Origin of the sequence: Jiella avicenniae, assembly GCF_021390325.1 — a bacterium.
In the GTDB taxonomy this organism is placed as follows: domain Bacteria; phylum Pseudomonadota; class Alphaproteobacteria; order Rhizobiales; family Rhizobiaceae; genus Jiella; species Jiella avicenniae.
Map to the genome: position 1 here is coordinate 44,641 of NZ_JAJUWU010000014.1, position 22,337 is coordinate 66,977.

19 protein-coding genes are annotated in these 22,337 nt (G+C 66.2%); 7 read left to right on the top strand and 12 right to left on the bottom strand.

What is annotated here, in order from left to right; all coding sequences use genetic code 11:
* The first annotated feature begins 495 nt into the window (after positions 1–495).
* The gene (locus LZD57_RS13780; RefSeq protein ID WP_233720058.1) at positions 496–2,400 is read left to right on the top strand and encodes a methyl-accepting chemotaxis protein; all 1,905 of its coding nucleotides are present in this window, start codon (positions 496–498) and stop codon (positions 2,398–2,400) included.
* Positions 2,401–2,906: 506 nt separating this feature from the next.
* On the opposite strand, the gene LZD57_RS13785 is transcribed toward LZD57_RS13780, so the two are convergent.
* Positions 2,907–4,859 carry a putative bifunctional diguanylate cyclase/phosphodiesterase gene (locus LZD57_RS13785; protein WP_233720059.1) on the bottom strand — a complete coding sequence of 651 codons (1,953 nt, stop codon included), beginning with the start codon at positions 4,857–4,859 and terminating at the stop codon, positions 2,907–2,909.
* Between the two features lie 246 nt (positions 4,860–5,105).
* A complete protein-coding gene (locus LZD57_RS13790) occupies positions 5,106–5,360 on the bottom strand; it encodes a hypothetical protein (protein WP_233720060.1) in 255 nt (84 codons plus the stop codon).
* Between the two features lie 42 nt (positions 5,361–5,402).
* On the opposite strand from LZD57_RS13790, the gene LZD57_RS13795 reads away from it, so the two are divergent.
* On the top strand, positions 5,403–6,188 hold the full coding sequence (locus tag LZD57_RS13795) for a class I SAM-dependent methyltransferase (protein ID WP_233720061.1): 786 nt from the start codon (positions 5,403–5,405) through the stop codon (positions 6,186–6,188).
* A gap of 223 nt (positions 6,189–6,411) precedes the next feature.
* Here LZD57_RS13795 and LZD57_RS13800 read toward each other — a convergent pair whose 3' ends face one another.
* The 7 genes from LZD57_RS13800 to LZD57_RS13830 form a co-directional block, all read right to left on the bottom strand.
* Positions 6,412–8,148, bottom strand: coding sequence for a chloride channel protein (locus LZD57_RS13800; RefSeq protein ID WP_233720062.1), 1,737 nt, complete (start codon positions 8,146–8,148; stop codon positions 6,412–6,414).
* A gap of 311 nt (positions 8,149–8,459) precedes the next feature.
* Complete coding sequence (locus tag LZD57_RS13805) at positions 8,460–8,954, bottom strand: cupin domain-containing protein (RefSeq protein WP_233720063.1); 495 nt, start codon at positions 8,952–8,954, stop codon at positions 8,460–8,462.
* A 52-nt stretch (positions 8,955–9,006) separates the two neighbouring features.
* Positions 9,007–10,566, bottom strand: a complete 1,560-nt coding sequence (locus LZD57_RS13810; RefSeq protein WP_233720064.1) for a Ppx/GppA family phosphatase — start codon at positions 10,564–10,566, stop codon at positions 9,007–9,009.
* A complete protein-coding gene (locus tag LZD57_RS13815; RefSeq protein ID WP_420844813.1) occupies positions 10,514–12,709 on the bottom strand; it encodes an RNA degradosome polyphosphate kinase in 2,196 nt (731 codons plus the stop codon). Before LZD57_RS13815 ends, LZD57_RS13810 begins: the two co-directional genes overlap by 53 nt.
* 216 nt (positions 12,710–12,925) lie before the next feature.
* Complete coding sequence (locus LZD57_RS13820) at positions 12,926–13,594, bottom strand: HdaA/DnaA family protein (RefSeq protein ID WP_233720066.1); 669 nt, start codon at positions 13,592–13,594, stop codon at positions 12,926–12,928.
* Entirely contained in the window at positions 13,594–14,763 is a 1,170-nt protein-coding gene (locus LZD57_RS13825; RefSeq protein WP_233720067.1) for an AI-2E family transporter, read from the bottom strand. Before LZD57_RS13825 ends, LZD57_RS13820 begins: the two co-directional genes overlap by 1 nt.
* A 165-nt stretch (positions 14,764–14,928) precedes the next feature.
* Entirely contained in the window at positions 14,929–15,486 is a 558-nt protein-coding gene (locus LZD57_RS13830) for a CDP-alcohol phosphatidyltransferase family protein (protein WP_233720068.1), read from the bottom strand.
* A gap of 218 nt (positions 15,487–15,704) precedes the next feature.
* Here LZD57_RS13830 and purM point away from each other — a divergent pair, with 218 nt between their 5' ends.
* Genes purM through LZD57_RS13845 form a run of 3 tightly spaced genes read left to right on the top strand, consistent with a single transcriptional unit; the run spans position 15,705 to position 17,928 of the window.
* Positions 15,705–16,775, top strand: coding sequence for a phosphoribosylformylglycinamidine cyclo-ligase (gene purM / locus LZD57_RS13835; RefSeq protein ID WP_233720069.1), 1,071 nt, complete (start codon positions 15,705–15,707; stop codon positions 16,773–16,775).
* On the top strand, positions 16,772–17,479 hold the full coding sequence (purN, locus tag LZD57_RS13840; RefSeq protein ID WP_233720070.1) for a phosphoribosylglycinamide formyltransferase: 708 nt from the start codon (positions 16,772–16,774) through the stop codon (positions 17,477–17,479). The genes purM and purN overlap by 4 nt, the downstream gene beginning before the upstream one ends.
* A gap of 41 nt (positions 17,480–17,520) precedes the next feature.
* Positions 17,521–17,928 (top strand): I78 family peptidase inhibitor, encoded by a 408-nt coding sequence (locus tag LZD57_RS13845; RefSeq protein ID WP_233720071.1) that lies wholly within the window; start codon positions 17,521–17,523, stop codon positions 17,926–17,928.
* Between the two features lie 157 nt (positions 17,929–18,085).
* Here LZD57_RS13845 and LZD57_RS13850 read toward each other — a convergent pair whose 3' ends face one another.
* From LZD57_RS13850 to LZD57_RS13860, 3 genes are all read right to left on the bottom strand, one after another.
* A complete protein-coding gene (locus LZD57_RS13850; RefSeq protein WP_233720072.1) occupies positions 18,086–18,547 on the bottom strand; it encodes a c-type cytochrome in 462 nt (153 codons plus the stop codon).
* 238 nt (positions 18,548–18,785) lie between these two features.
* Positions 18,786–19,388 (bottom strand): superoxide dismutase, encoded by a 603-nt coding sequence (locus tag LZD57_RS13855; RefSeq protein WP_233720073.1) that lies wholly within the window; start codon positions 19,386–19,388, stop codon positions 18,786–18,788.
* Positions 19,389–19,556: 168 nt separating this feature from the next.
* Positions 19,557–20,432, bottom strand: coding sequence for a branched-chain amino acid aminotransferase (locus LZD57_RS13860; RefSeq protein ID WP_233720074.1), 876 nt, complete (start codon positions 20,430–20,432; stop codon positions 19,557–19,559).
* Between the two features lie 211 nt (positions 20,433–20,643).
* On the opposite strand from LZD57_RS13860, the gene LZD57_RS13865 reads away from it, so the two are divergent.
* Complete coding sequence (locus LZD57_RS13865) at positions 20,644–21,306, top strand: haloacid dehalogenase type II (RefSeq protein WP_233720075.1); 663 nt, start codon at positions 20,644–20,646, stop codon at positions 21,304–21,306.
* Positions 21,307–21,541: 235 nt separating this feature from the next.
* Positions 21,542–22,249, top strand: a complete 708-nt coding sequence (locus LZD57_RS13870; protein WP_233720076.1) for a L,D-transpeptidase — start codon at positions 21,542–21,544, stop codon at positions 22,247–22,249.
* Positions 22,250–22,337 lie beyond the last annotated feature (88 nt).

Genomic DNA, 22,337 nt, shown 5'->3' on the forward strand with positions numbered 1-22,337 from the left:
AGTGGATCGAACTTGACATCCGAATTCCGGCCGCGGCCGGCCTGGCGCATGTCGACTCCTCCCGGGACGAGGCTCTTCACCCGCAACCTCGCTAGCGGCAAGCAGCCGGTGACGCGGCTTCGACGCCCAGTTTCGGACCAGGCGGACCGAAACGTCCGCACAATCCTGCATTGCCGGAGGCCGCATGCCTCCCACCGCATCGGCATCGCATCCGGAAAAGAGACGGAGATGCGATCGGTTTCACCGAGGGGCGGCGGCAAACGAATACTGCCAAGCGAAGAATACGTGACTGGTTGCAGATACAATCATATTCGTTTTGCGCATCGCGTGGTGCTTTTCATCGAGGGAACCCACAGTGAACGGAAAGAAACGAAATATTTAGTCCTGTAGGCAAACGTTACAGGGATCATCTGCCGCGGCGGCGCTCAACGTGACGTGGCAGAAGCATGAAAAACCCCGCTCGCAATCGTCTCATCCGGTCGACAGGTTTCCGCAATGTTCAAATCCAGCCTCTCGGCGAAAGTCTCCGCCATGGTTCTCGGCGCCATCGCGATCGTTGCCACGATTCTCTCGATCGTCGCCCTGATGGAGGTGCGTAACGACGGGTTGCAGCGAGCGGCCGAGCGGCAGGAAGCCAACATGCGCGTCGCCTGGGACGTGATCGGCCGCTACGGAAGCTTCTTCAAGGTCGACGGACAGACGCTCTATGCGGGCTTTCAGCCGCTGAACGACTTCAACACCCCCGTCGACAGGATCAAGGAACTCGTCGGCGGAACGGCGACGATCTTCATGGGCGACACGCGCGTGGCGACGAACGTCACGAAACCCGACGGCGGCCGCGCGATCGGGACGACGCTGGCGAGAGGTCCGGTCTACGATACCGTCATCACCGAGGGAAAGCCCTATCGCGGTGAAGCCGACATCCTCGGAACACCGTTCTTCACCGCCTACGACCCGATCAAGGACAAGGATGGCGCGACCATCGGCATTCTCTACGTCGGTGTTCCGAAGGCCGAATTCCTCTCGTCGGTCGACGCCTTGCAGCTGCGCTTCGGCCTGATCGCCGTTCTCGTCGCGATGGTCGTCGGCCTTCTGGCTCTCGTCCTCTCCCGCCGTATGTTCAAGCCGCTCCAGAGCCTCGAAGGAACCATCACCGACGTCGCCGAGGGACGCACGGAAGGGCCTGTCGAAGGTCTGGAGCGGAGCGACGAGATCGGCAAGATGGCTCGCTCGGTGGAAAGGCTGCGCCACGCCGTCATCGACCAGCAGGCCCTCAGGCAGGATGCGATCGACGCGGCCGCGCAGAAGGAGATCGAACGCCGCCGCCAGGACGAGATGGGCGAAGAATACGTCAAGGCGCACGAATTCTTCATGTCGGAAATCAAGGCGGGCTTCGGCAGGCTTGCCGGCGGCGACCTCACGGTTCGCCTCGACAAGGCCTTCTCCGTCGACTACGAGGGCGTCCGCAAGCTCTTCAACGACAGTGCCGCCGCTCTCGAAGCGGCCTTCGAGGAGGTCATGCGGCTGATCGCGTCCAACCGCACCGGCATCGCCGAAATGATCGTCGCGACCAACGACATCGCTCAACGGACCGAACAGCAGGCCGCGAGCCTGGAGGAGACCGTCGCCGCCCTCGGCGAAGTGACGGGCGCCGTCAACCATACGGCCGACGGTGCCAGCCATGCCCGAAAGACGGCCGAGACGGCGCGCCAGAAGGCGCAGACCGGCGGCGCCGTCGTCGCCGAGGCGATCACCGCGATGAGCGCCATCGAGGGCTCCTCGCAGCAGATCAACCAGATCATCGGCGTGATCGACGAGATCGCCTTCCAGACCAACCTCCTCGCCCTGAACGCCGGCGTCGAGGCGGCGCGGGCGGGCGAGGCCGGCAAGGGCTTTGCCGTCGTCGCCCAGGAGGTGCGGGCGCTGGCCCAGCGTTCGGCGGAGGCTGCCAAGGAGATCAAGGGGCTGATCAACGCCTCGTCGGAACAAGTGGATCGGGGCGTCAAGCTGGTAACGGCTTCCGGACGGTCCTTGGACGAGATCGTGGCCGAGGTCGCCGCCGTCAGCCGCATCATCGCCGACATCGCGGCGAGCGCCGGCGAGCAGGCGACGAGCCTCAAGGAGGTCTCGTCGGCGGCCGACCAGATGGACAAGATCACCCAGCAGAACGCCGCGATGGTCGAACAGGCGACGGCGGCCTGTCGGTCGCTCGGGAGCGACACCGACAGGCTCGTGGCGATCGTCGCGAAGTTCCAGATCCGTGACGACCGAACCTCGGATGCCGTTCGCGGGTCGCCCGCCACGAAGCCGAAGGCCGTCGCCCAGATCCGCAGCGGCACTTCGGCCAAGGCAGCAGCCCCGGCCCCGGCCAACGACGAGGAGAGCTGGGAAGCGTTCTGACGCGTTTCCGGTTCCTGACCTAACGAGGAATGGCGGCGGCGCCTCCTTCCCGACTGGCGGAGGCGTCGCTTCGCGCTGACGAATTCGAGGATCCGCTTCGTCCGCCGCGACGTGATCGAAGACCGTTTCGGTCGGCGCGGCGATCGTGCATGGAGGCCCGGCGTTCCGCTCGCCGCCGCCGGAGGGCAGCGTCTCCCGCGACACACCGAAAGCCTCCGCCCTTTTTCAAGGTCCGATCTCGTCGAACCGCAGGCCCGTCGGCGAACCTCGCGACGTATCCGGGCCACAGCAAACCGGGCGCCCCCGGGCTCTGCCCCGGTCTTTCCCGCCGTGCGAAATCCCGTTCCCCGCAGGAGCGCATGCCCAGCTCTCGGGCTTCGGACGGAATGGTCCAGGGAGGTATCGACACCGATGCCATGCTGCGGGCGCAGCGGTGGTCTGCGCCCCGATAGTCTTCGCCTCGGTGCTCGTCGGTGCAGCCGCCGAAATCGTGAAGCCGATACCGGTCAGCCCACCTTGGTCGAGCGGGCGGCTGCCGCGGCTTCGCGCGCGGTGGCGACGGGTGCCGGCCGGCCGAGGTAGAACCCTTGAGCCAGGGGAACGTGCGCCTTCTTCAGGAAATCCATCTGCTCCGACGTCTCGACGCCCTCGAGGACGACGGAAAGGCCCCGATTCCTGACGAGCTGCAGAATGTCCTGCAGGAACTTGGCGCCCTCCTCGGTCTCGCAATTGTGCAGGAAGCGCTGGTCGATCTTCACCAGGGTGAATTCGACCGCCTGCAGCCACGACAGGCCCGCATAGCCGGTGCCGAAGTCGTCCAACCAGATCTCGATGCCGATCTTCTGCAGCGCCGACACGGTTTGCAGGACCTTCGAATCGGACGAGATGTCGAAGCCTTCGGTGATCTCGAGAGCGAGAGCCGAGGGGGCGAGCTTCATTTCGCTGAGCACGCCGGCGACGAACAGGGCGAAGCTCGCCTCGCGAAGCTGGACGGGCGAGACGTTCACCGAGACTTTCTTGGCGACCCCCGCCGCGAGGATTTCTGAACAGGCGGTACGGATCGCCCAGCGACCAAGCTGAATGATCGCGCCTGTCCGCTCGGCGACGGGGATGAAGATCGCCGGCGAGATCGCCACCCCATCGGGGCCACGCAACCGCATCAACGTTTCCAACGCGTGCACGCCGCCCCGTTCGACGTCGACGATCGGCTGGTAGACGAGCGAGAGGTGATCGCGCTCCACCGCCTGTTCGAGAATGACCGCCAGATTGCGATCCTCATTGTCGGTCAGCGAGGCCTGCGCATCGAAGACGTGGGTGCCGTTCCGACCATTCGCCTTGGCCGTGTAGAGCGCATTGTCGGCCTCGCTGCACATCCGGTCGAGATGGGAATTGGCGTCGCTGCGGGTAATGCTCGCACCGATGCTGACGGTCACGACGCTGCTGCTGTCGCGACGCTGGGAATGCGGCAGGGCGAGCGCCTCGACGGCTTTGCGAAGCGACTCGGCGAAGCGATACAGCGCATCCGGATCGGCAACATGGGTGAAGGCGAGGAACTCTTCGCCGCCGTAGCGCCCGAGAATGCCGCCCGCGTTGGAGGCCGCGGCCTGCAGAGCGTGGCCGACGTCGATCAGACAGCGGTCGCCCGACTGGTGGCCGTAATGGTCGTTGTAGGCCTTGAAGTGATCGACGTCGATGAGGAGCACGCCGATCGCCTTGCCGTCCCGCAGCCAGCGTTCGCGGAACGCGTCGTATTCCTCGACGGCGGCACGACGGTTCTTCAGCCCCGTTAGATGATCGGTATTGGCGATGCGGGCGAGCTGCAGCCCCTTCTCGCGGTCGGCCATCTCGTTGAGTTGCGCGCGCGTCGCATTGAGGAACGTGACGTAACGCTCGGCTGCCAGCTGCCAGGAAAGATAGAGGGCAAGCCCGAGGAAACTGAAGAAGAATACGACGAGAATGACTTTGAACCTGATGTCGACATTGGCATCGACCGCCGCATAGGCGAACATCAGGGTGATCAGGGTCGAACTCGAGGCACCGACGGAGAAGCGGATGCGGAAGAACAAGCTGGAACTGAGGACGAACACCGTGCCGAATATCATGAACGTCGCAAAGTTCGTCTGATAGCGGGTGTGACTGACGACCAGCAACCAGCACAACGCCGCGACCGCGAGACTCAACGCGCAGGTCGCGTTGATGACGCGCATGCTGCACTCGTGCGAGACTTGCCACTCGACGATGGCCAGAAACAGCAGACCGACGGCGATCCGCGTCAGGACGCCGTAGAGACCGACGTCCGGGAACAGCCATAAATCGAAACAGCCGAACAAAAAGAAGCAGGCGACGGCCGCCCGCATGCCGAACCGGACGGATTTGCGGTCGACGAGGTCGTTGCTCTCCTCGAACTCCCGATAGAGGATCGGATGGGCCCGCCCCCACCGCCGATGTGAGAGAGCCAATTCCACTCGGCTGCGAAGTTCCTCCTGATCCTGGACCATAAGATCGCCTTTTGTCTTCCATTGAGGAAAGTCGCAAAGGCCGATATCGGCGCGACCGCCCGCGCGAGCGACGACTGTCACCAGTCCCGGCCGACCATAACCAGCGAACCTTACCGACCGTTGAACGGCAGGGTCGGTTTTTGGCTCGATTCGTAAGATTTTAACCATTCTCGATCTTAATGCTTCCTTAAATATACAATTTAAGTTTTAATCGATGGCGCGTTGTCGCTTTGGAGAGCCGCCATGACCGCAACCAGGTCCCTGATCAATATCGACGAACACAGCCTCATTACAAACGAGCTTTTCAACCGACATTCCCTTGATGCAGTCGACTCCGCCGGGGATGCTGAACTTCGCGAGACGGCAGGACAACTTCAGATTATTCTTGAAGTCGCTCGTCAAAACTTCGAAAACAACGTTCCGGCCGCGAAAATCGTCCCCAAACTCGTCGCCGATTTGCACCGCGTCCGCGGGTCCTCCTCTACGGCAGTTTGGCAGAAGCTGGTGCCATTCGTCCAAAATCACGCCGTCGGCCGATTCCTGTTCCAGGACCCCTTGACCCACTGGTCGTTCACCAAGCCGCGGGGCTATTCCGGAGACGCCAGCCTTCTCGACATCTACTACAAGCATCCGAGCATGAACGAGCATGTGAGCGAAGCGTCGGCGCTCGGCAAGCAGATCTATGACTGCACGGTTAACGATCCGGCCTGCGCGGCCGGCCGCGAGCGCTGCGAGATCCTCGCCCGTACCGTCGACGAGACCGCCGAGCGCACGGACGGAACCGCCGAGATCCTGGCGGTCGCCGCCGGCCATCTGCGCGAAGCGCAGATCTGCAAGAGCCTTCCGGCCAATCGGATCAAGCGGTGGGTGGCGCTCGATCAGGATCCGGTCAGCGTCGGCATGATGACCCGCGACCTCGGCGGATCGGTCGTCGATCCGATGATCGGCTCGGTGCTCGGCCTGCTCAAGCGATCATACGATCTCGGCCAGTTCGATCTCGTCTACGCCTCCGGGCTCTACGACTACCTGCAGCAGAAGATCGCGGTGAAGCTCGTGCAACGCCTGACGGAATTCCTGCGCCCGGGCGGCCAGTTCCTGTTCGCCAACTTCAGCGACGAGGTCGCCTCCGACGGCTACATGGAAACCTTCATGGACTGGCAGCTGATCCTGCGCTCGGCCGACGACATGTGGGAGATCATCAACATGAGCGTCGATCGCAACCAGTTCGATTGCGACGTCTGGTACGGCGAGAACCGCAACATCGTCTACGGAACGCTGCGCCGGAAATGACGCTCCGGAGTCGGTAGACGTCGCCGGGAAAGCGCCGGCCGACCGTCTCACCGCCTCCCCCCGCCCGGCTGCGGCGCGATGCAAAAGATCGGCTTCGTTCCCGGCGATGAAAATGAAAAGGCCCCGAAGATCGGCGACGATCTCCGGGGCCTTTTCGATGCAGGCGTCAGCGACGTTTCGCCGGTCCCGAAACCGGCACCTGCCGTTTCGGGCTCTGCCGCCGTCAACCGTAATGGTTGCGCACCAGCGCGTTGGCGATCTCCTCGCGACCGATGATCCCGACGATGTCCTCCGGCCGCGGCAGGCCGCGGGTCTCGCGGACGACGATCGCATAGGTGCGGTTGCGGCGGTTCATCCGGGTGATCACCGTGTTGAGGTTGTTGCCGTTGGACGCGATGATGTACTCGGTCGAGGCGATGTCGCCGAGCGTCTGCTTGGCGAAGCGGTCGGCCTGGTAGGGGATCGTGCCGAAGCGGACGTAGCCGGTGATGCGGTTGCCGTCGGTGGTGATGACGCGGGTCTTGTGCACCTCGATCTGCTTCAGCGCGTCCGTGACGGTCATCGAGCCCGGCAGAACGACGAAGTCGCGATACATCACCTCGCTAGCCTGACGCACCAGAAACATGTTGGTGGTCCGGTCGACCGGGATGGGCTTGCCGCGATTGCGCAGCTTGATCGTGTAGATGTCGGCGGTGGTCAGCGCCCGGCGCACGCCGATCGCCAGCGCGACGGACAGGACCAGCGGCAGGATGATCTCGTAGTCGCGGGTCATTTCGAAGATCATCACGATCGCCGTCATCGCCGCCGAGGTGGCGCCGCCGACCATGGCGCCCATACCGATGATGGCGAAGGTCGTCGGCGTGATGCCGGCGCCCGGAAACAGCGCCTCGCCGATCACCCCGACGGCGCCGCCGAGCGTCGCGCCCATGAACAGGCTGGGCGAGAAGATGCCGCCGGACGCGCCGGCGCCAAGGCTGACGCAGGTGGCGATGAGCTTGCCGGCGAACAGCAGAAGCAGCAGCCCGGCCGTCGTCAGGCCGCCGTTGAGGACGTCCTGGATGGTGGAATAGCCGACGCTGTAGACGTGGTAGTGGCCGGTGAAGAGCATGAAGCCGTAGCCGAGAAGCCCGACGGAGAGCATGCCCATGACGTTCTGCAGATAGGGATTGATGCCCGATTCCTCGAACAGGTCCTCGGCCCTGGCGAGCGCCTTCACGAAGGCCCAGGCCGCCAGCCCCATCAGGACGCCGAGAAGCGCCGCGAGAATGAGTTCCGCGCCATTGACGACATGCCCCTGGGCGAGCCCGTCGAAGGGCACGACGAAGGCCGATTCGACGCCCATCACCGCGCGATAGACGTAGGTGGACGTCGCGGTGGCCACCACGACGGGCAGGAAGGTGCGGGTGGAGACTTCCGGAAGCAGCACTTCCGAGGCGAACAAGACGCCGCCGAGCGGCGTGTTGAAGGTCGCCGCGATGCCGGCGCCGGCGCCGGCCGAAAGCAGCGTGATCTTCTGGTGCTGCACCAGCCGCAGCGCGCGCGCGAAGGTCGAGCCGAAGGACGAGCCGATCTGGATGATCGGCCCCTCGCGCCCGACGGAGGCGCCGGTACCGATCGAGATCGCCGAGGCCAACGACTTCACCAAGGCGACGATGCCGCGGACGTTGCCGTTCTGGTGATAGATGGCGAACATCACCTCCGGCACGCCGTGCCCCTTGGCCTCCGGCGCGAAGCTGCGCACCAGCCAGACGACGACGAGCCCGCCGATCACCGGAACGAGGACGATGCCGGCACCCCAGGGGCTCGGCGGGCCGTAGGCGTTCGGATCGAGATGGAGGGTGAAGATGCCGTAGAAGGCGAGGTTGTAGATGACGGCGATCAGATATTTGAAGAAGATCGCGCCGATGCCGGCGACGATGCCGACGACGAGCGCCAGAACCAGCATGACCTTCAGAGTCACTTCCCGTTCCGGCGGCGCCTCCGCCTCCGATGCGGTGGTCGCAGCGGAAGAAACGGACGGATCGACGACGGACATGGACTGGACTGACTTTACGGCTGGGAGTTCGGGAAGGCCCCTTCTATTTCACTCTTCGCTGCCGAGCGGAAGGGCGAAGCGGCAAAAACTGCCCTTCTCCCGCATGTTTTTTCCCGACCGGACAGTCGCGGCGCGCGATGCCGCGAAGGCGGACGCACCATCGCGCCTTTTGCCGAACGAGCGAGACCTTGCCGGCAGCGCCGCTCTCGGCCCGCCCACCCTCCTGCGTCCGGCCCTCAGCCCCGCCAGGCGGCAATCGCGCCCGGCGCCTCGCCGCTGACGGGGTCGCGGTCGGGCAGCGACAGGCGGGCGATCGCCCGCTCGGCCGCGTCGATCGCCATGTCGCCCGCCCTGGTGACGGCGCCGTTCTGACCGGGAGGATAGGCGCCGACGACCTGAAAACCGGCATCGCCGGAAAGCCGCTTGTGGCCGACGCCGGCCGGAATGATCACGACGTCGCCGGGCTTCATCGCGATCTCCGCCCCACCCTCGCCGCCGAAGCCGACCGTCGCCTCGCCCGAAACGCAGGCGAGAACCTCGTGGCCCTCGACGTGATAGTGCCAGTAGTCGAAGACCGTGTAGACCCAGGTGCCCTGCCAGCCGTTCGCCTCGAGCCGCGCCATCACCGCGTCGGGCTCGGTCTCGTCTGCCGCGATCGCCCCCGGCAGGACGAGAAGCGGCAGCGGGCCGTTGGGGATCGTGTCCGTCGGGGACAGCTCGATCGTCTTCATGGCATCGCCTTTCGTTCCCGTGCCCGCCCGGCGCCCGCGCAGACGCTCGGCGTCACCGCGCCTCGATGCGCAGCGCCTGGCCGACGACCTTGGCGAACTGCTGCAGCCGGCCCTCCGGCCGTTCGCCGATGAGATCGGCGAGAGCCGCCGGGATCGCCAGGGTGAAGCCGCCGCGCGGATCCTGCAGCCATTTGAACTGATCGAGGACGCCCGGCATCGACGCGGTCAGAAGGTAGGTCACGCGGAACAGGAGTGCGAGGATCTGGGCGCGCTTGAGCAGGCGTTCGCCGGCGAGGCTTTCGAGCTCGGGGATGTGCTGCTGTTCGAGGCTGCCCTCGTGGCGGTAGAAATTGGTGAGGCCGAGAAAGGCCCGGCCCCGGTGGTCCACCGCCGGCATCGCCGCATGGGCGATGATCGACAGCGCCTGTTTGCCGCGATAGTCCGGATGGGCGCGCCAGCCGATGTCGGCGAGAAGGCAAGCGGCGACGCGCAGGCGCTCCTCCTCCGGCGTCTCGTCGATGCCGAGCGCCTCGAAGCTGCGGCGGCTCCAGTCGACCATCTCGCGCGCATGCTGGGGCGAGCGCGAGCGCAGGATCGCGAGTTCGAGGGCGCTTTCCAGCAGCGGATCCTTGGCGCGCTCCTCGTCGCTCAGCTTGTCGTAGAGAAAGCCTTCCCGCAGGCCGAGAGCCGACAGCACGATCTTCTCCGGCTTGACGAAGCGGACGACGCTTCGCAGGGCCACGGCGCCGAAGGCGAGGAGCGCCCGCCGGGATTTCGACACCGCCGCGATGCCGGGCAGCTTTTCCGGATCGGATTTCACGACGGCATCGAGGAAGCCGTCGAGCCCCGCGGTCGGGATCTCGTAGGCGTGCATCACGTGCAGCGGATAGCCCTGCTGCTCCATGTGCAGCTTGGCGAGGTTCCGCCAGGTGCCGCCGACGGCGTAGAACGGCTTGCCCTCTCCTCTGCCGGCAAGGCTCGAGGAGGAGACGTGGCTGTCGGCGATGCTCTGGGCCTTGGCGAGATCGCCGCCGGAGAGGTCGCGCAGACGGAGCCCGCCGAGCGGCGTGGTGATGCCGACGCCGAGCCCCCCGCCCGTCAACTCGATCAGTTCGAGGCTGCCGCCGCCGAGATCGCCGACGATGCCTTCCGGCCTGTGGAAGCCGGCGAGCACCCCGTGTGCCGCCCCATTGGCCTCGTCGGATCCCGAAAGGATGGTGATTTCGCGGCCGAGCGCGGCCTCGGCGGCCCGGATGAACTCCGGCCCGTTCTGCGCTTCGCGGGCGGCAGCCGTGGCGATGGGATAGACGTCCTCCACCCCCGCCTGCTTGGCGAGGAGGGCGAAGCGGCGCAACGCCGCCAGCGCGCTCTCCACCGCCGGGCCGTCGAGCCGGCCGGTCTGGGCCAGCCCCTTGCCGAGACCGCTCAGGACCTTCTCGTTGAACAGCACGGTGAGCGAACGCGCCAGGCCCTCGTAGATCACCAGACGAACCGAATTCGAACCGATGTCGATGACGGCGACGGGCTTTGCTCCAGGCAGGCGGCCGAGAGCGGGAAGCTCAGTCGAAGCGGCCGTGCTCGGCCTTTTGTCTTGCGATGAGTCTTGGAGCATCCGTCTTCAGCGCTTTGCCCCGGCCCGACAAGCTGGGGTTGGTCATGAAGTAACGTTGGGCATTGAAAGGGTGTTCCCCCGGCGACGCGACGATGCGACGCGAAGACCCGTCCGCAGCTACCGACCAGCTCTGCTGGTTGTCAAGAATATTGCCCAGCATGATCTGCGAAAGGACCTGGCTGTGGACGGTCGCGTTGGTGATCGGCACGAGCACCTCGACGCGCCGATCGAGATTGCGCGGCATCATGTCGGCCGAGCCGAGATAGACGATCGCCTGCTCCGACGGCAGGCCGTGGCCGTTGCCGTAGCAGAAGATCCGGCTGTGCTCCAGAAAGCGGCCGACGATCGACTTGACGCGGATGTTGTCCGAAAGGCCGGGCACCCGCGGCATCAGGCAGCAGATGCCGCGCACCACGAGATCGATCTCGACGCCCGCCTGGCTCGCCCGATAGAGCGCGTCGATCACCGCGCCGTCGACCAGCGAGTTCATCTTCATCCAGATCTGGCCGGGCCGCCCGGCCTTCACATGGGCGATCTCGTCCTCGATGTGGCCGACGATCTTCGAGCGCATCGTCACCGGCGAGACGGCGAGCCGCTTCACCTCGGACGGCTCGGCATAGCCGGTGATGTAGTTGAAGACGAGGCCGACGTCGTGGGCGATCGCCGGGTCGGCGGTGAAGTAGGACAGGTCCGTGTAGATCTTCGCGGTGATCGGATGGTAGTTGCCGGTGCCGATGTGGCAGAAGCTGACCAGCCGGCCTTCTTCCCGGCGGATGATCAGCGACAGCTTGGCGTGGGTCTTCTTCTCGATGAAGCCGAACACCACCTGCACGCCCGCCCGTTCCATGTCGCGGGCCCAGCGGATGTTCGCCTCCTCGTCGAAGCGCGCCTTCAGTTCGATCAGCGCCGTCACCGACTTGCCGGCCTCCGCCGCGTCGATCAGGGCGCGCACGATCGGCGAGTCGTTCGAGGTGCGGTAGAGCGTCTGCTTGATGGCGATGACGTTGGGATCGGCCGCCGCCTGGCGCACGAACTGGACCACCACGTCGAAGGACTCGTAGGGGTGGTGGACGATGATGTCCTTTTCCCGGATCGCCGCGAAGCAGTCGCCGTTGTGCTCCCGTATCCGTTCGGGAAAGCGCGGAATGTATGGGGAGAACTTCAGATCGTCGCGCGGCAGCTTGGTGAGCTGCGACATCGAATCGAGGGCGAGCATGCCGTCCATCACCGAGATACGTGATTCCGGCACCTCCAGCTCGGCGGCGACGAAATTGCGCAGGGTCTCCGGCATCACCGAATCGAACTCGATGCGGATCACCGAGCCGCGCCGGCGCCGCTTCAGGGCGCTCTCGAACAGCCGGACGAGATCTTCGGCCTCTTCCTCGACCTCGATGTCGCTGTCGCGGATGATGCGGAAGGTGCCGGATCCCTTCACCCGGTAACCGGGGAAGAGCTTGCCGATGAACAGGGCGACGACGCTCTCGATTGGCACGAGCCGCGCGACGCCCGCATCCGTCACCGGCATCTCGATGAAGCGCTGCAGGGCGACCGGCAGGCGCAACAATGCGTTCATGCCGGCGGAATCGCGTTCGCGCACCAGAGACAGGGCGATCGAGAAGCCGAGATTCGGGATGAAGGGAAACGGATGGGCCGGATCGACCGACAGCGGGGTCAGGATGGGGAAGATCCGCTCCTCGAAGAGCTTCTGCAGCCAGGCGCGATCCTTGCCCTTCAGATCGCCGGCGCCGACGATCATGATCTTCTCGGTCCGCAGCGCCTTCACCAGATCCGCCAGCGAGGCCTGCTGCTCGCTCTGCAGCCGGCTGACCTCCTCCAGGATGCGATCGAGCTGTTCCTGCGGCGTCAGCCCGTCGATCGAGCGCACGGGCAGTTTTTCGCGCACCTGGCCGGCGAGGCCGGCGACGCGCACCATGAAGAATTCGTCGAGATTGTCGGCCGAGATCGACAGGAACCGCACGCGCTCCAGCAGCGGATGGTTCTCGTTCTGCGATTCCTCGAGAACGCGGCGGTTGAACTGCAGCCAGGAGAGTTCGCGGTTGATGTAGCGGTCGGCCGGCAGGTCCGGAGCCACCTCGGTGATACGTGCAGGCTGATCGCTCGGCGGAACGTCGGCGAGGATCATCGCCGCCTCGGCGACGAGGGCCTCGGCTGTGTCCACCACATCGGCCGCGGCGGCGCCGTTCGCCGGCGCCGCCTGCGCCGGGGCGCCGCCGTTGCCGTTGCCGGCCGCCGCCTTGCCGCCGGACGTCCCGCTACCGCCGTGTTCGTTCATCGCCTCGTCTCCGTGATACCTTCCTCGCCTAGCGACGGCGAAAGACATCATGATGACATGGGATCTTCAATCCGAAAGCCAGCCCTCCTCGCCCAGAACGCGGCGAAGCAGCGGCCGCGAGACCCGCCGCTTTTCGGCCAGCGCCTCCCGGTCGATCGCCGCGACGATGCGCCGGGCCGCGTCGAGCGAGCGCTCCATCCGGGCGACCAGGTAGCCGAGCGCCGCCGCCTCGACCTCGATCTGCCGGTCGGCGAAGAGCTTTGCCAAAACGCCGGTGAGCAGCGCGTCGTCGGGCGCCCCGAGGCTGACGGTCGTCGCGGCGGCAAGGCGCGAGCGCAGGTCCGGCGTCGCGAAGGGGATCGCCGCGGGCGCGATCCGGCCGGTCAGGAGCAGCGACCCGCCGCCGAGCCGGGCGGCGTTAACCAGAGCGAACAGCGCGGGTTCGTCGAGGGCGCCGCGATCGGCGTCGTCGACGACGGCGCGAAAGCCGCTTTCCGAAAGGATCGACCCGACGCCGACGCGGTCCGCCCGGACGGCGCCCGCCTGCCCCGCCCAGACCGCGGCGAGATGGCTCTTGCCCGACCCCGGCGGACCCGAGACGAAGAGCACCGGGTGGGGCCATGAGGGCCAGGCATCCACCGCCTCGACCGCCAGGCGGTTCGCCCCCGAGACGACGAGGTCGTCCCGCGAATGGGACGGGCGGTGCGGAAGATCGAGCGGCAGCTGCCTCGCCATCACCCGCCTCGAACCGCTCCGCCGGGCCCCGGCCTCGGGGGAAGCGCCGGCGGCACGATGTCGTTGTCGATCATCACGGCCTCCTCATGGGTCGGTTCGCGGCCGAAATACATCGCGCTCTGCAGATACTGGGTGAGTGCGAAACGGACGAGGACGCCGACGGCGGCGGCCGAGGGAACCGCGATCAGCAGTCCGACGAAACCGAACATCGCGCCGAAGGCGAGAAGTGCGAACATCAGCCAGACCGGATGCAGCCCGACGGAGGCGCCGACGAGCTTGGGCTGCAGGATGTTGCCCTCGATAAACTGGCCGATGAAGAAGATCGCCGCGACGGCGACGATCCACGGCCAGTCGGGCCAGAACTGAACCAGCGCGACACCGACCGAAAGCAGCAGTCCCGAGATCGAGCCGATATAGGGAATGAAGGAGACGAGACCGGCGAAAAGGCCGATGAGCAGGCCGAAATTCAGCCCGACGAGCGACAGGCCGACGCCGTAGAAGGTGCCGAGGATGAGGCAGAGACTCCCCTGCCCCCGCAGGAAACCGGCGACCGAGCGGTCGATGTCGCGGAAGAGCCGCCGCACCGTGCCGACATGCTGGCGCGGCACCCAGTCGTCGATCTTTTCGACCATCCGGTCCCAGTCGAGCAGCATGTAGAAGGCGACGACCGGTGTAACGACGAAGAGCGAGACGAAATTGACGACGGCGAGCGACGACGACCAGAGCGAGGAAATGAAGGACGTGATGATCCCCGATCCCTCGCTCACCAGCTTTCCGAGATCCTGCTTCAGATTCGCCTCGCCCTGCGGCAGGAGCCAGCCGATCGAACTGGAGCGGACGCCCTCGACGATCGACTGGATCCGGTCGACATATTCGGGAACGCGGCTGGCGAGGCCGCCGATCTGATCGGCGATGACCGGCACGAGAATGACGAGGACGCCGACGAAGATCACGGCGAAGAGGCCGAGGATGAGCACCGAGGCCCAGAGCCGGGAGAAGCCCCGCCGCTCCAGCCAGTCGGCCACCGGATCGAGGAAATAGGCGATCACCATGCCGAGGACGAAGGGCAGGAGAATGCCGGAGAACAGCCAGAGCAGCAGCACCGCCACGAAGGCCGCGATACTCCAGAACAGAACCTGACGCTTGATCAGCGCGCTCTGGTCGGTCATGGGCCCTCGTGTCCTGCTCGGGTTCGTCAAAGGAGTGGATGCGCCGATCGGCGAACGTCCGATGCCGAGGACATCCGCCGGGTATGAAATCGGGCACGGCTTTCGAAGTCGAGGGTCGTCTCCCGGCCTTGCCTCGCGATCGCGGCGAACGCCGCATCCGACCCGCTAGCCGTCCCGGCGCTCCGGCCCGCCCGGCGAGGCCATGTGCCTGAGCCAGTCGAGGAGATAGGCAGCCGCGGAGGCGACGGTCAAGATCACCGTCACGGCGAGGAGAATATCGGTGACAAGTCCGAGGTCGAGCCCGAACGCCGCTTCCCCGAGAACGGTCGCGGCGAGCACGATCTGCGCCGCCGTGGTCGCCTTCGAGACGAAGAGCGGGCGCACCTCCATCGGCCATCCCATGACGTAGGAGAGCAGAAAGGCCGAGACGATGAGGACGTCGCGGCTGACGACCGCGATCGCCAGCCAGTCCGGCAGCCGCCCGAGGACGCCGAGGCTGATGAAGACGGCGGCGAGCAGGGCCTTGTCGGCGATCGGATCGAGATAGAGGCCGAGCGTCGACTGCTGGTCGAAATGCCGGGCGATCGCGCCGTCGATCGCGTCGGATATGCCGGCGACGACGAAAATCGCGAAGGCGAGGCCGAATCGTCCGTCGATCAGCGCCCAGATCATCACCGGGACGGCGAACAGCCGGGCGATCGAGATGAGGTTCGGGATGGTCATCGGGCGCGCCGGGAAAACCGCCCGCCTCCCGCCTCCCGACCGATCGCCGACGGGAAGGCCGGACGCCCCTTCGGATCGAGCTTTTCCGCTCCCCGGGACATGAAGCGGGCCCCATGGGCCGCTGCCGAAACGCCGCTTGCGAATGCCTGGACCATTCTGCGGGTCTTGCTCGCAGCTTTCGATCGTGTCAACTCCCGTCGAAAGGGGCGCGGAACGAGATGGCAGACGAGCGCAATTCATTGACCTATCGCGACGCCGGCGTCGACATCGATGCGGGCAACGACATGGTCCGGCGGATCAAACCCCTCGTGCGTTCGACGGCGCGGTCCGGCGCGGACGGCGAGATCGGCGGGTTCGGCGGACTGTTCGACCTTCGGGCGGCGGGCTTTTCGGATCCGATCCTCGTGGCGGCGAACGACGGCGTCGGCACCAAGGTGAAGATCGCCATCGAGACCGGCCGGCACGAGACGATCGGCATCGATCTCGTCGCCATGTGCGTGAACGACCTGGTCGTCCAGGGGGCCGAACCGCTGCTGTTCCTCGACTATTACGCCACCGGCCATCTCGATCCGGCCGAGGGCGCGGCGGTCGTGAAAGGTATCGCGGAGGGCTGCCGGATCGCCGGCTGCGCGCTTCTGGGCGGCGAGACGGCGGAGATGCCGGGGCTCTACGCGAAAGGCGACTACGATCTCGCCGGCTTTGCCGTCGGCGCCGCCGAGCGCGGCGGCCTGCTGCCGCAGACGGAGCTGCTGGCTGCCGGCGACGTGATCCTCGGCCTCGCCTCCTCCGGCGTTCACTCCAACGGCTACTCGCTGGTCCGGCGCATCGTCGAGACCTCGGGCCTGTCCTATGACGATCCGGCTCCCTTCGAGGACGGTCGCAGCCTCGGCGAGGCGCTGCTCGAGCCCACCCGGATCTACGTCAAGCCGCTGCTCCAGGCGATCCGCGGCGGTGCCGGCATCAAGGCCCTCGCCCACATCACCGGCGGCGGCTTCCCCGAAAACATCCCGCGCGTCCTGCCCGATCATCTCGCCGCGGAAATCGATCTTTCCGCCCTCGCCCTGCCGCCGGTGTTTTCCTGGCTGCAGCGAACCGGCGGCATCGCGACGCCGGAGATGCTGCGCACCTTCAATTGCGGCGTCGGCATGATCGTCGTCGTCGCCGAGGCCGACGCGGCCTCCGTCGCCGCCATGCTGCAAAGCGCGGGCGAGAGCCTCGTCTCGCTCGGCCGCCTCGTGCCGCGCCATGGCGAGGGCGTCACCTTCGTCGGCGAGCCGTCAGCACGATGAGCCGGGCCGGGCGCAAACGCATCGCGGTGCTGATCTCGGGGCGCGGTTCCAACATGGGGGCGATCATCGCCGCCTGCATGGATCCGGATTTTCCCGGCGAGGTGAAGCTGGTGATCGCCAACCGGCCGGACGCCGCGGGCCTCGAGACGGCGAGGCGCTACGGCATCCCCGCCCACGCCATCGACCAGAAGGCCTATGACAGCCGCGAAGCCCACGAGCGGGCCGTCCTCGACGTGCTCGAGGCGGCGCAGCCGGACGTCGTCTGCCTCGCTGGCTACATGCGGCTCCTGACCGACGACTTCGTGCGCCGTTTCGAGGGCCGGATGATCAACATCCACCCGTCCCTGCTGCCGCTGTTTCCAGGTCTCGACACCCACGCGCGGGCGCTTTCCGCCGGCATGCGCATCCATGGCTGCACGGTTCACTACGTCACCGAGCGCATGGATGAGGGGCCGATCATCGCCCAGGCGGCGATCGCCGTCGAGCCGGGGGATACCGCGGAGAAGCTCGCCGAGCGGCTGCTGCGGGCCGAGCACCGGCTTTATCCGCACGCTCTGAAGATGGTGCTCGACGGCGAGGTCAGGATGGTCAACGGCCAGGCGACCTATCGCCGGCGGACGCCGCTCCGCCTGGAAGATGACGGCGAAGCACCGCTGCCGGCGCCGCAGATCCTGCTGTCGCCGGACGCGAGACGAAACGGATAGAGACCCATACGACCCGAAAGCGACGCGACAGGAGAGGCATCATGCCGAAACCACTTGCCACCGCCGCCATCATCACGATCGCCCTTGCGGGCGGCGCCTGCACGAGCACGGAGCGGCGACCGACGCCGCTGCCGGCGGCGGGAACGGCGCTGCCTGCGGCCGGCGTCGGGACGCTCGGCGGACAACCGAGTCTGACGCCGGCGGGACCGCAGCCCGGCGTGGGCACCCCGGTGGCCGGCACCGGCGGCAGCTGCAACGCCTCGGCCGCCAGCTTCGTGGTCGGCCAGCTCGCCACCAGCGTCGCATCGGATCAGGCCAAGGAAGCGACGGGCGCCGAGGAAGTTCGCGTCCTTTTCCCCAACCAGCCGATCACCCAGGAATTCGTCGCCGGGCGGCTGAATCTCATGACCAACGCCGAGAACCGGATCACCGGCGTCCGCTGCGGCTGAGTCCGTCGACGAGAGGCGCGGGGCCAGCCACGAGTGGTGTTTGCACACCGGACCGGGCGGCCGAAGGTCGCCCCCCCACGGGCAAGGGTCATCGAGACGAAAGCGGGCCGGCTGATGACCGGCCCGAAGAGGGGCTTCCGCGCAGAGGGTCTCGACCTCAATCGTCGTCGATGCGGAAGTCCTCGTGGCAGCCCTTGCAGTTCTGGGCGACCTTGCCGAAGGCCTGCTTGAAGGCGTCGACGTCTTGCGGAGCCGCGTCCATCGCGGCTTTCGTGTCTTCCTGATACTTGGCGAGGGCGGCCTCGAACTCATCCGGCTTCTCCCAGATGGCGGGGGCCGCCTCGGTCTTGCCGCCGGTCTTGGAATCCTCGGGGAAGTAGTCACCGAATTTCACCGAGACCTCGTGCATCTGCGTGAAGATCTCGGTCGCCTTTTCGGCCGAGAATTCCGCCTCGCCCTTGAGGATCGCGCCGGCGGCCTTGGCGGCCTTGCCGTTGTCTTCCATCAGCTCCTGGCGCGCCTTGATCGCCTCGAGATTCTGGGCAAGGGCGGGCCCGGCGACGAGTGCTGCGCCACAAAGGGCGAGAACGGCAAGGCCCAAGGGGCGGCAGTCGGTCATGTGGAGGCTCCTTGATAGATCGCCGCAATCGGCGCGGACCCGGTTGAAGCTGGAACAGTTCCAGTCTCGGGCAACGGCCTGACGACGATCCGACGGTCACAAACAGGTTTATCAGAGAGCCGTTTTATCAGCGGGACGAACGAAAACCGCCCCGGCACGGCTGCCGGGGCGGATCGGGTCTCATCGCATTTCGCGTCCCCGCAGCGGCTGGCGCCGCGGGAAGGGCCGAGGGCGCCGGTCAGCCGGCCGCCTTCTCGTAGCATTCGAGGACATAGTCCCAGTTGACGAGACTGTCGACGAAGGCCGACAGGTACTTCGGACGGGCGTTGCGATAGTCGATGTAATAGGAGTGCTCCCACACGTCGACGCCGAGGATGGGCGTCGCCCCGTGGACGAGCGGGTTTTCGCCGTTCGGCGTCTTCATGATTTCGAGCTTGCCGTTCTTGACCGCGACCCAGGCCCAGCCCGAGCCGAACTGGCCGGCCCCGGCCGCCTCGAAATCCGCCTTGAACTTGTCGTAGCCGCCGAGATCGCTGTCGAAGGCGGTCTGCAGCTTGCCGGGCAGGCTCTTGCCGCCGCCATTCGGCTTCATCCACTTCCAGAAGTGGATGTGGTTGTAGTGCTGGCCGGCGTTGTTGAACAGCGCCTGGTCGGTGCCGTAGGACTTCTTGACGATCTCCTCCAGCGGAAGATCGGCCATGCCGGCCTTTTCCGCCAGCTCGTTGCCCTTCGTGACATAGGCCTGGTGATGCTTGTCGTGGTGGAACTCGAGAGTTTCCTTCGACATGTACGGGCCCAGCGCGTCATAGGCATAGGGAAGCTCGGGCAATTCGAAAGCCATCGTCGTCTCCTTCTGATGTGATTGGTCCTGGCGGAGCACCGTCGCCGACGGCCATCCGCTTTGAAGGAAAACATAGGTGGCGATGCCTGTCCGTCCACCGCCCACCGGCCGGCCGTGAGCACTTCGGACGTCGCGTCGTCGAGGACCGGACGTCCGCCCGCAAACGCTTCAGGCGCCTTTGCGCGCAAAGGCCATGTAGGCCTCGCGTGCTTGCCGATAGACCGACCCGGGCTGCAGTTCGCGGCCCTCGATGCGGCTGATCGGCACGACCTTGGAATGATTGCCCGTCGAGAAGATTTCGTCGGCGGCCATGAACTCGGCGACGCTGAGGCTTTTCTCGACCACCTCGCGGCCGGCCTCGCGCAGCAGCGCGATCACCCGCTGGCGGGTGATGCCGTTCAGGAAGCAGCCGTTCGGGACGGGAGTATAAACGATGCCGTCCTTGACGCAGAAGACGTTCGACGTGCCGGTCTCGGCGACGTTGCCGAGCATGTCGAGTACGAGGGCATTGTCGAAACCGCGATCCCTGGCTTCGAGGATCGCCCGGGCGTTGTTCGGGTAGAGGCAGCCGGCCTTGGCGAGGGTCGGCATCGTCTCCGGCGTCGGCCGGCGGAACGGCGAGACGGTGACCGAAAAGCCGGCCGGCTCGAGCATCGGCGTCTCGTAGAGGCAGAGGCAGAAGCGCGTCGACTCCGGATCGGCGGAGACGCCCATGTAGCCGCCGGCCTCGGCCCAGTACATCGGCCGGATGTAGACCGCCGTCTCGCCGGAAAAGCCTTCGAGACCCTGCCGCGCCAGCGCCTCGATCTCCTCGGCCGCGACCGTGGCCTTGAGGCCGAGCGCCTCGGCCGAACGGTTGACGCGCCGGCAATGCCGGTCGAGATCGGGGGCGACGCCGTCGAACCAGCGGGCCCCGTCGAACACCGAAGAGGCCATCCACATGACGTGGCTCTTCGGCCCGACCAGCGCCGGGCTGCCCTCGTGCCATGTACCGTCGACGAAGGTGCGGGTGCGAAGCTCCGCGGCGTTGGACGCATGCGACATCGAAATTTCTCCTCTCGGCCCATCACGCGGCGGCGCTAACGTCGAGAAGGCGTCGCGCGCAAGACCGCGTCGGCGACGATGGGCGCCGGGGCCATGGCCCGGCCTAGCGCCGGCGGCGAGACTTTTCAATCACGATGCCTAGGCGACGGGCGGCGCCTGCACCATCTTTCGGGCCGTATCTCCCGCCGCCACCCCGAAAAGGGACGTCGCCTTGCATTCGGTCTATGTCTTCGATGCCTACGGAACCCTGTTCGACACCGGCGCGGCCGTCGCCAAGCATGCCGGGCGCATCGGCCCGGCCGGCAGAGAGCTCGCCGAGGTGTGGCGGCGCAAGCAGCTCGAATATTCCTGGGTCCGTGGGCTGATGGGCGACGACAGCCGGAATTTCTGGCAGCTGACCGAGGACGCCCTCGACTACGCGTTCGAAAAGGTCGCCGGGGTCGATCCGAAACTTCGCGAGCCGCTCATCGAGGCCTATCGCGATCTCGACTGCTACGAGGAAGTCCCCGCGACGCTGCGGGCGCTGAAGGAACGCGAGGCGCGCGTCGCGATCCTCTCCAACGGTTCGCGCGACATGCTGTCGAGGGCGGTCCGCTCCGCCGGGCTCGAAACCCTGGTCGACGAGATATTCTCGGCCGAGGACTGCGGCACCTACAAGACGGCGCCCGCCGTCTACGAGATGGTGACGACGCATTTCCGCATCTATCCGGATGCCGTCTCGTTCCAGTCGTCGAACCGCTGGGACGTCGCCGGCGCGAGACGCTTCGGCTTCCACAGCGTCTGGATCAACCGCAGGGGCGAGCCGGACGAATATCTCGACCTTGCGCCCGACGCGATCCTGCCCGACCTCAAAACCCTGTCCGCCCGGATCTGATGCTGCGAGCGAAAGCAGCGCGTTCCACTCGCTCCGGAAGGCGCGTCGTCGGTCCTGCGGATGCCGACCCTGCCCGCCGTCATGGCATTCATGCCACACTGCGCCAAAGCCTGCGATTTCAACGGTCTGTGATCGTGGAACCGCCCCGGCTCGACGACCGTTGGTGTACAATGAATTCCTAACGGCTCGGTCCTACGATGGCCGAGATCCCAACAAGAAGAATCAGGCTGGAAGAATGAGCGCAAACAACGATCGTGCCCTGTCGCGGCGCGGCTTCCTTTCGATCGCCGGCGTCGGGGCACTGGCCGCGGCCTCCGGCTGTTCGAGTTCATCGAGGGCCCGCATCGCATCTCTCACCGCATTTTCGGGTGGCGGTAGCTACGGAAGCCCGCATTACAGGACCATGTACGGCCAGATGGTCGACAATGGCGAGGTGATCCCGGCCGTCAACCTCAACCGCGTTCCCGAACAGTTTCTCCGCCGCGAAGTCGCCGATCCGACCGGCGAAAAGCCCGGCACGATCGTCGTCGATACCGACGCGAAATTCGCCTACTACGTGATGCCCGGCGGGCGTGCGATGCGCTACGGCGTCGGCGTCGGTCGCGAGGGCTTCGGCTGGAGCGGCCGCGCGGACGTCCGGGCCAAGAAGATCTGGCCGACCTGGACCCCGCCGCGCGAGATGATCGAACGAAAGCCCGATCTCGCGGAATATGCCGGCGGCATGCCCGGCGGCATCATGAACCCGCTCGGCGCGCGGGCGATGTATCTCTATCAGGGCAATCGCGACACCCTCTACCGCCTGCACGGATCGCCGGAATACTGGACGATCGGCACCAACGATTCGTCGGGCTGCATCCGCTTCATGAATCAGGACATCATCGACCTCTACGGTCGGGTCAAGGTCGGCACCCCGGTGCTGGTGCGCGCGGGCGCCTACGTCTGAGGCACATTCGAAGGTCGAGACCGAAAGGCGAGTGGCTTCGGCGGCTCGCCTTTTTCATGCGCCGCGGTGCATCCCGGTCGGTGGAACT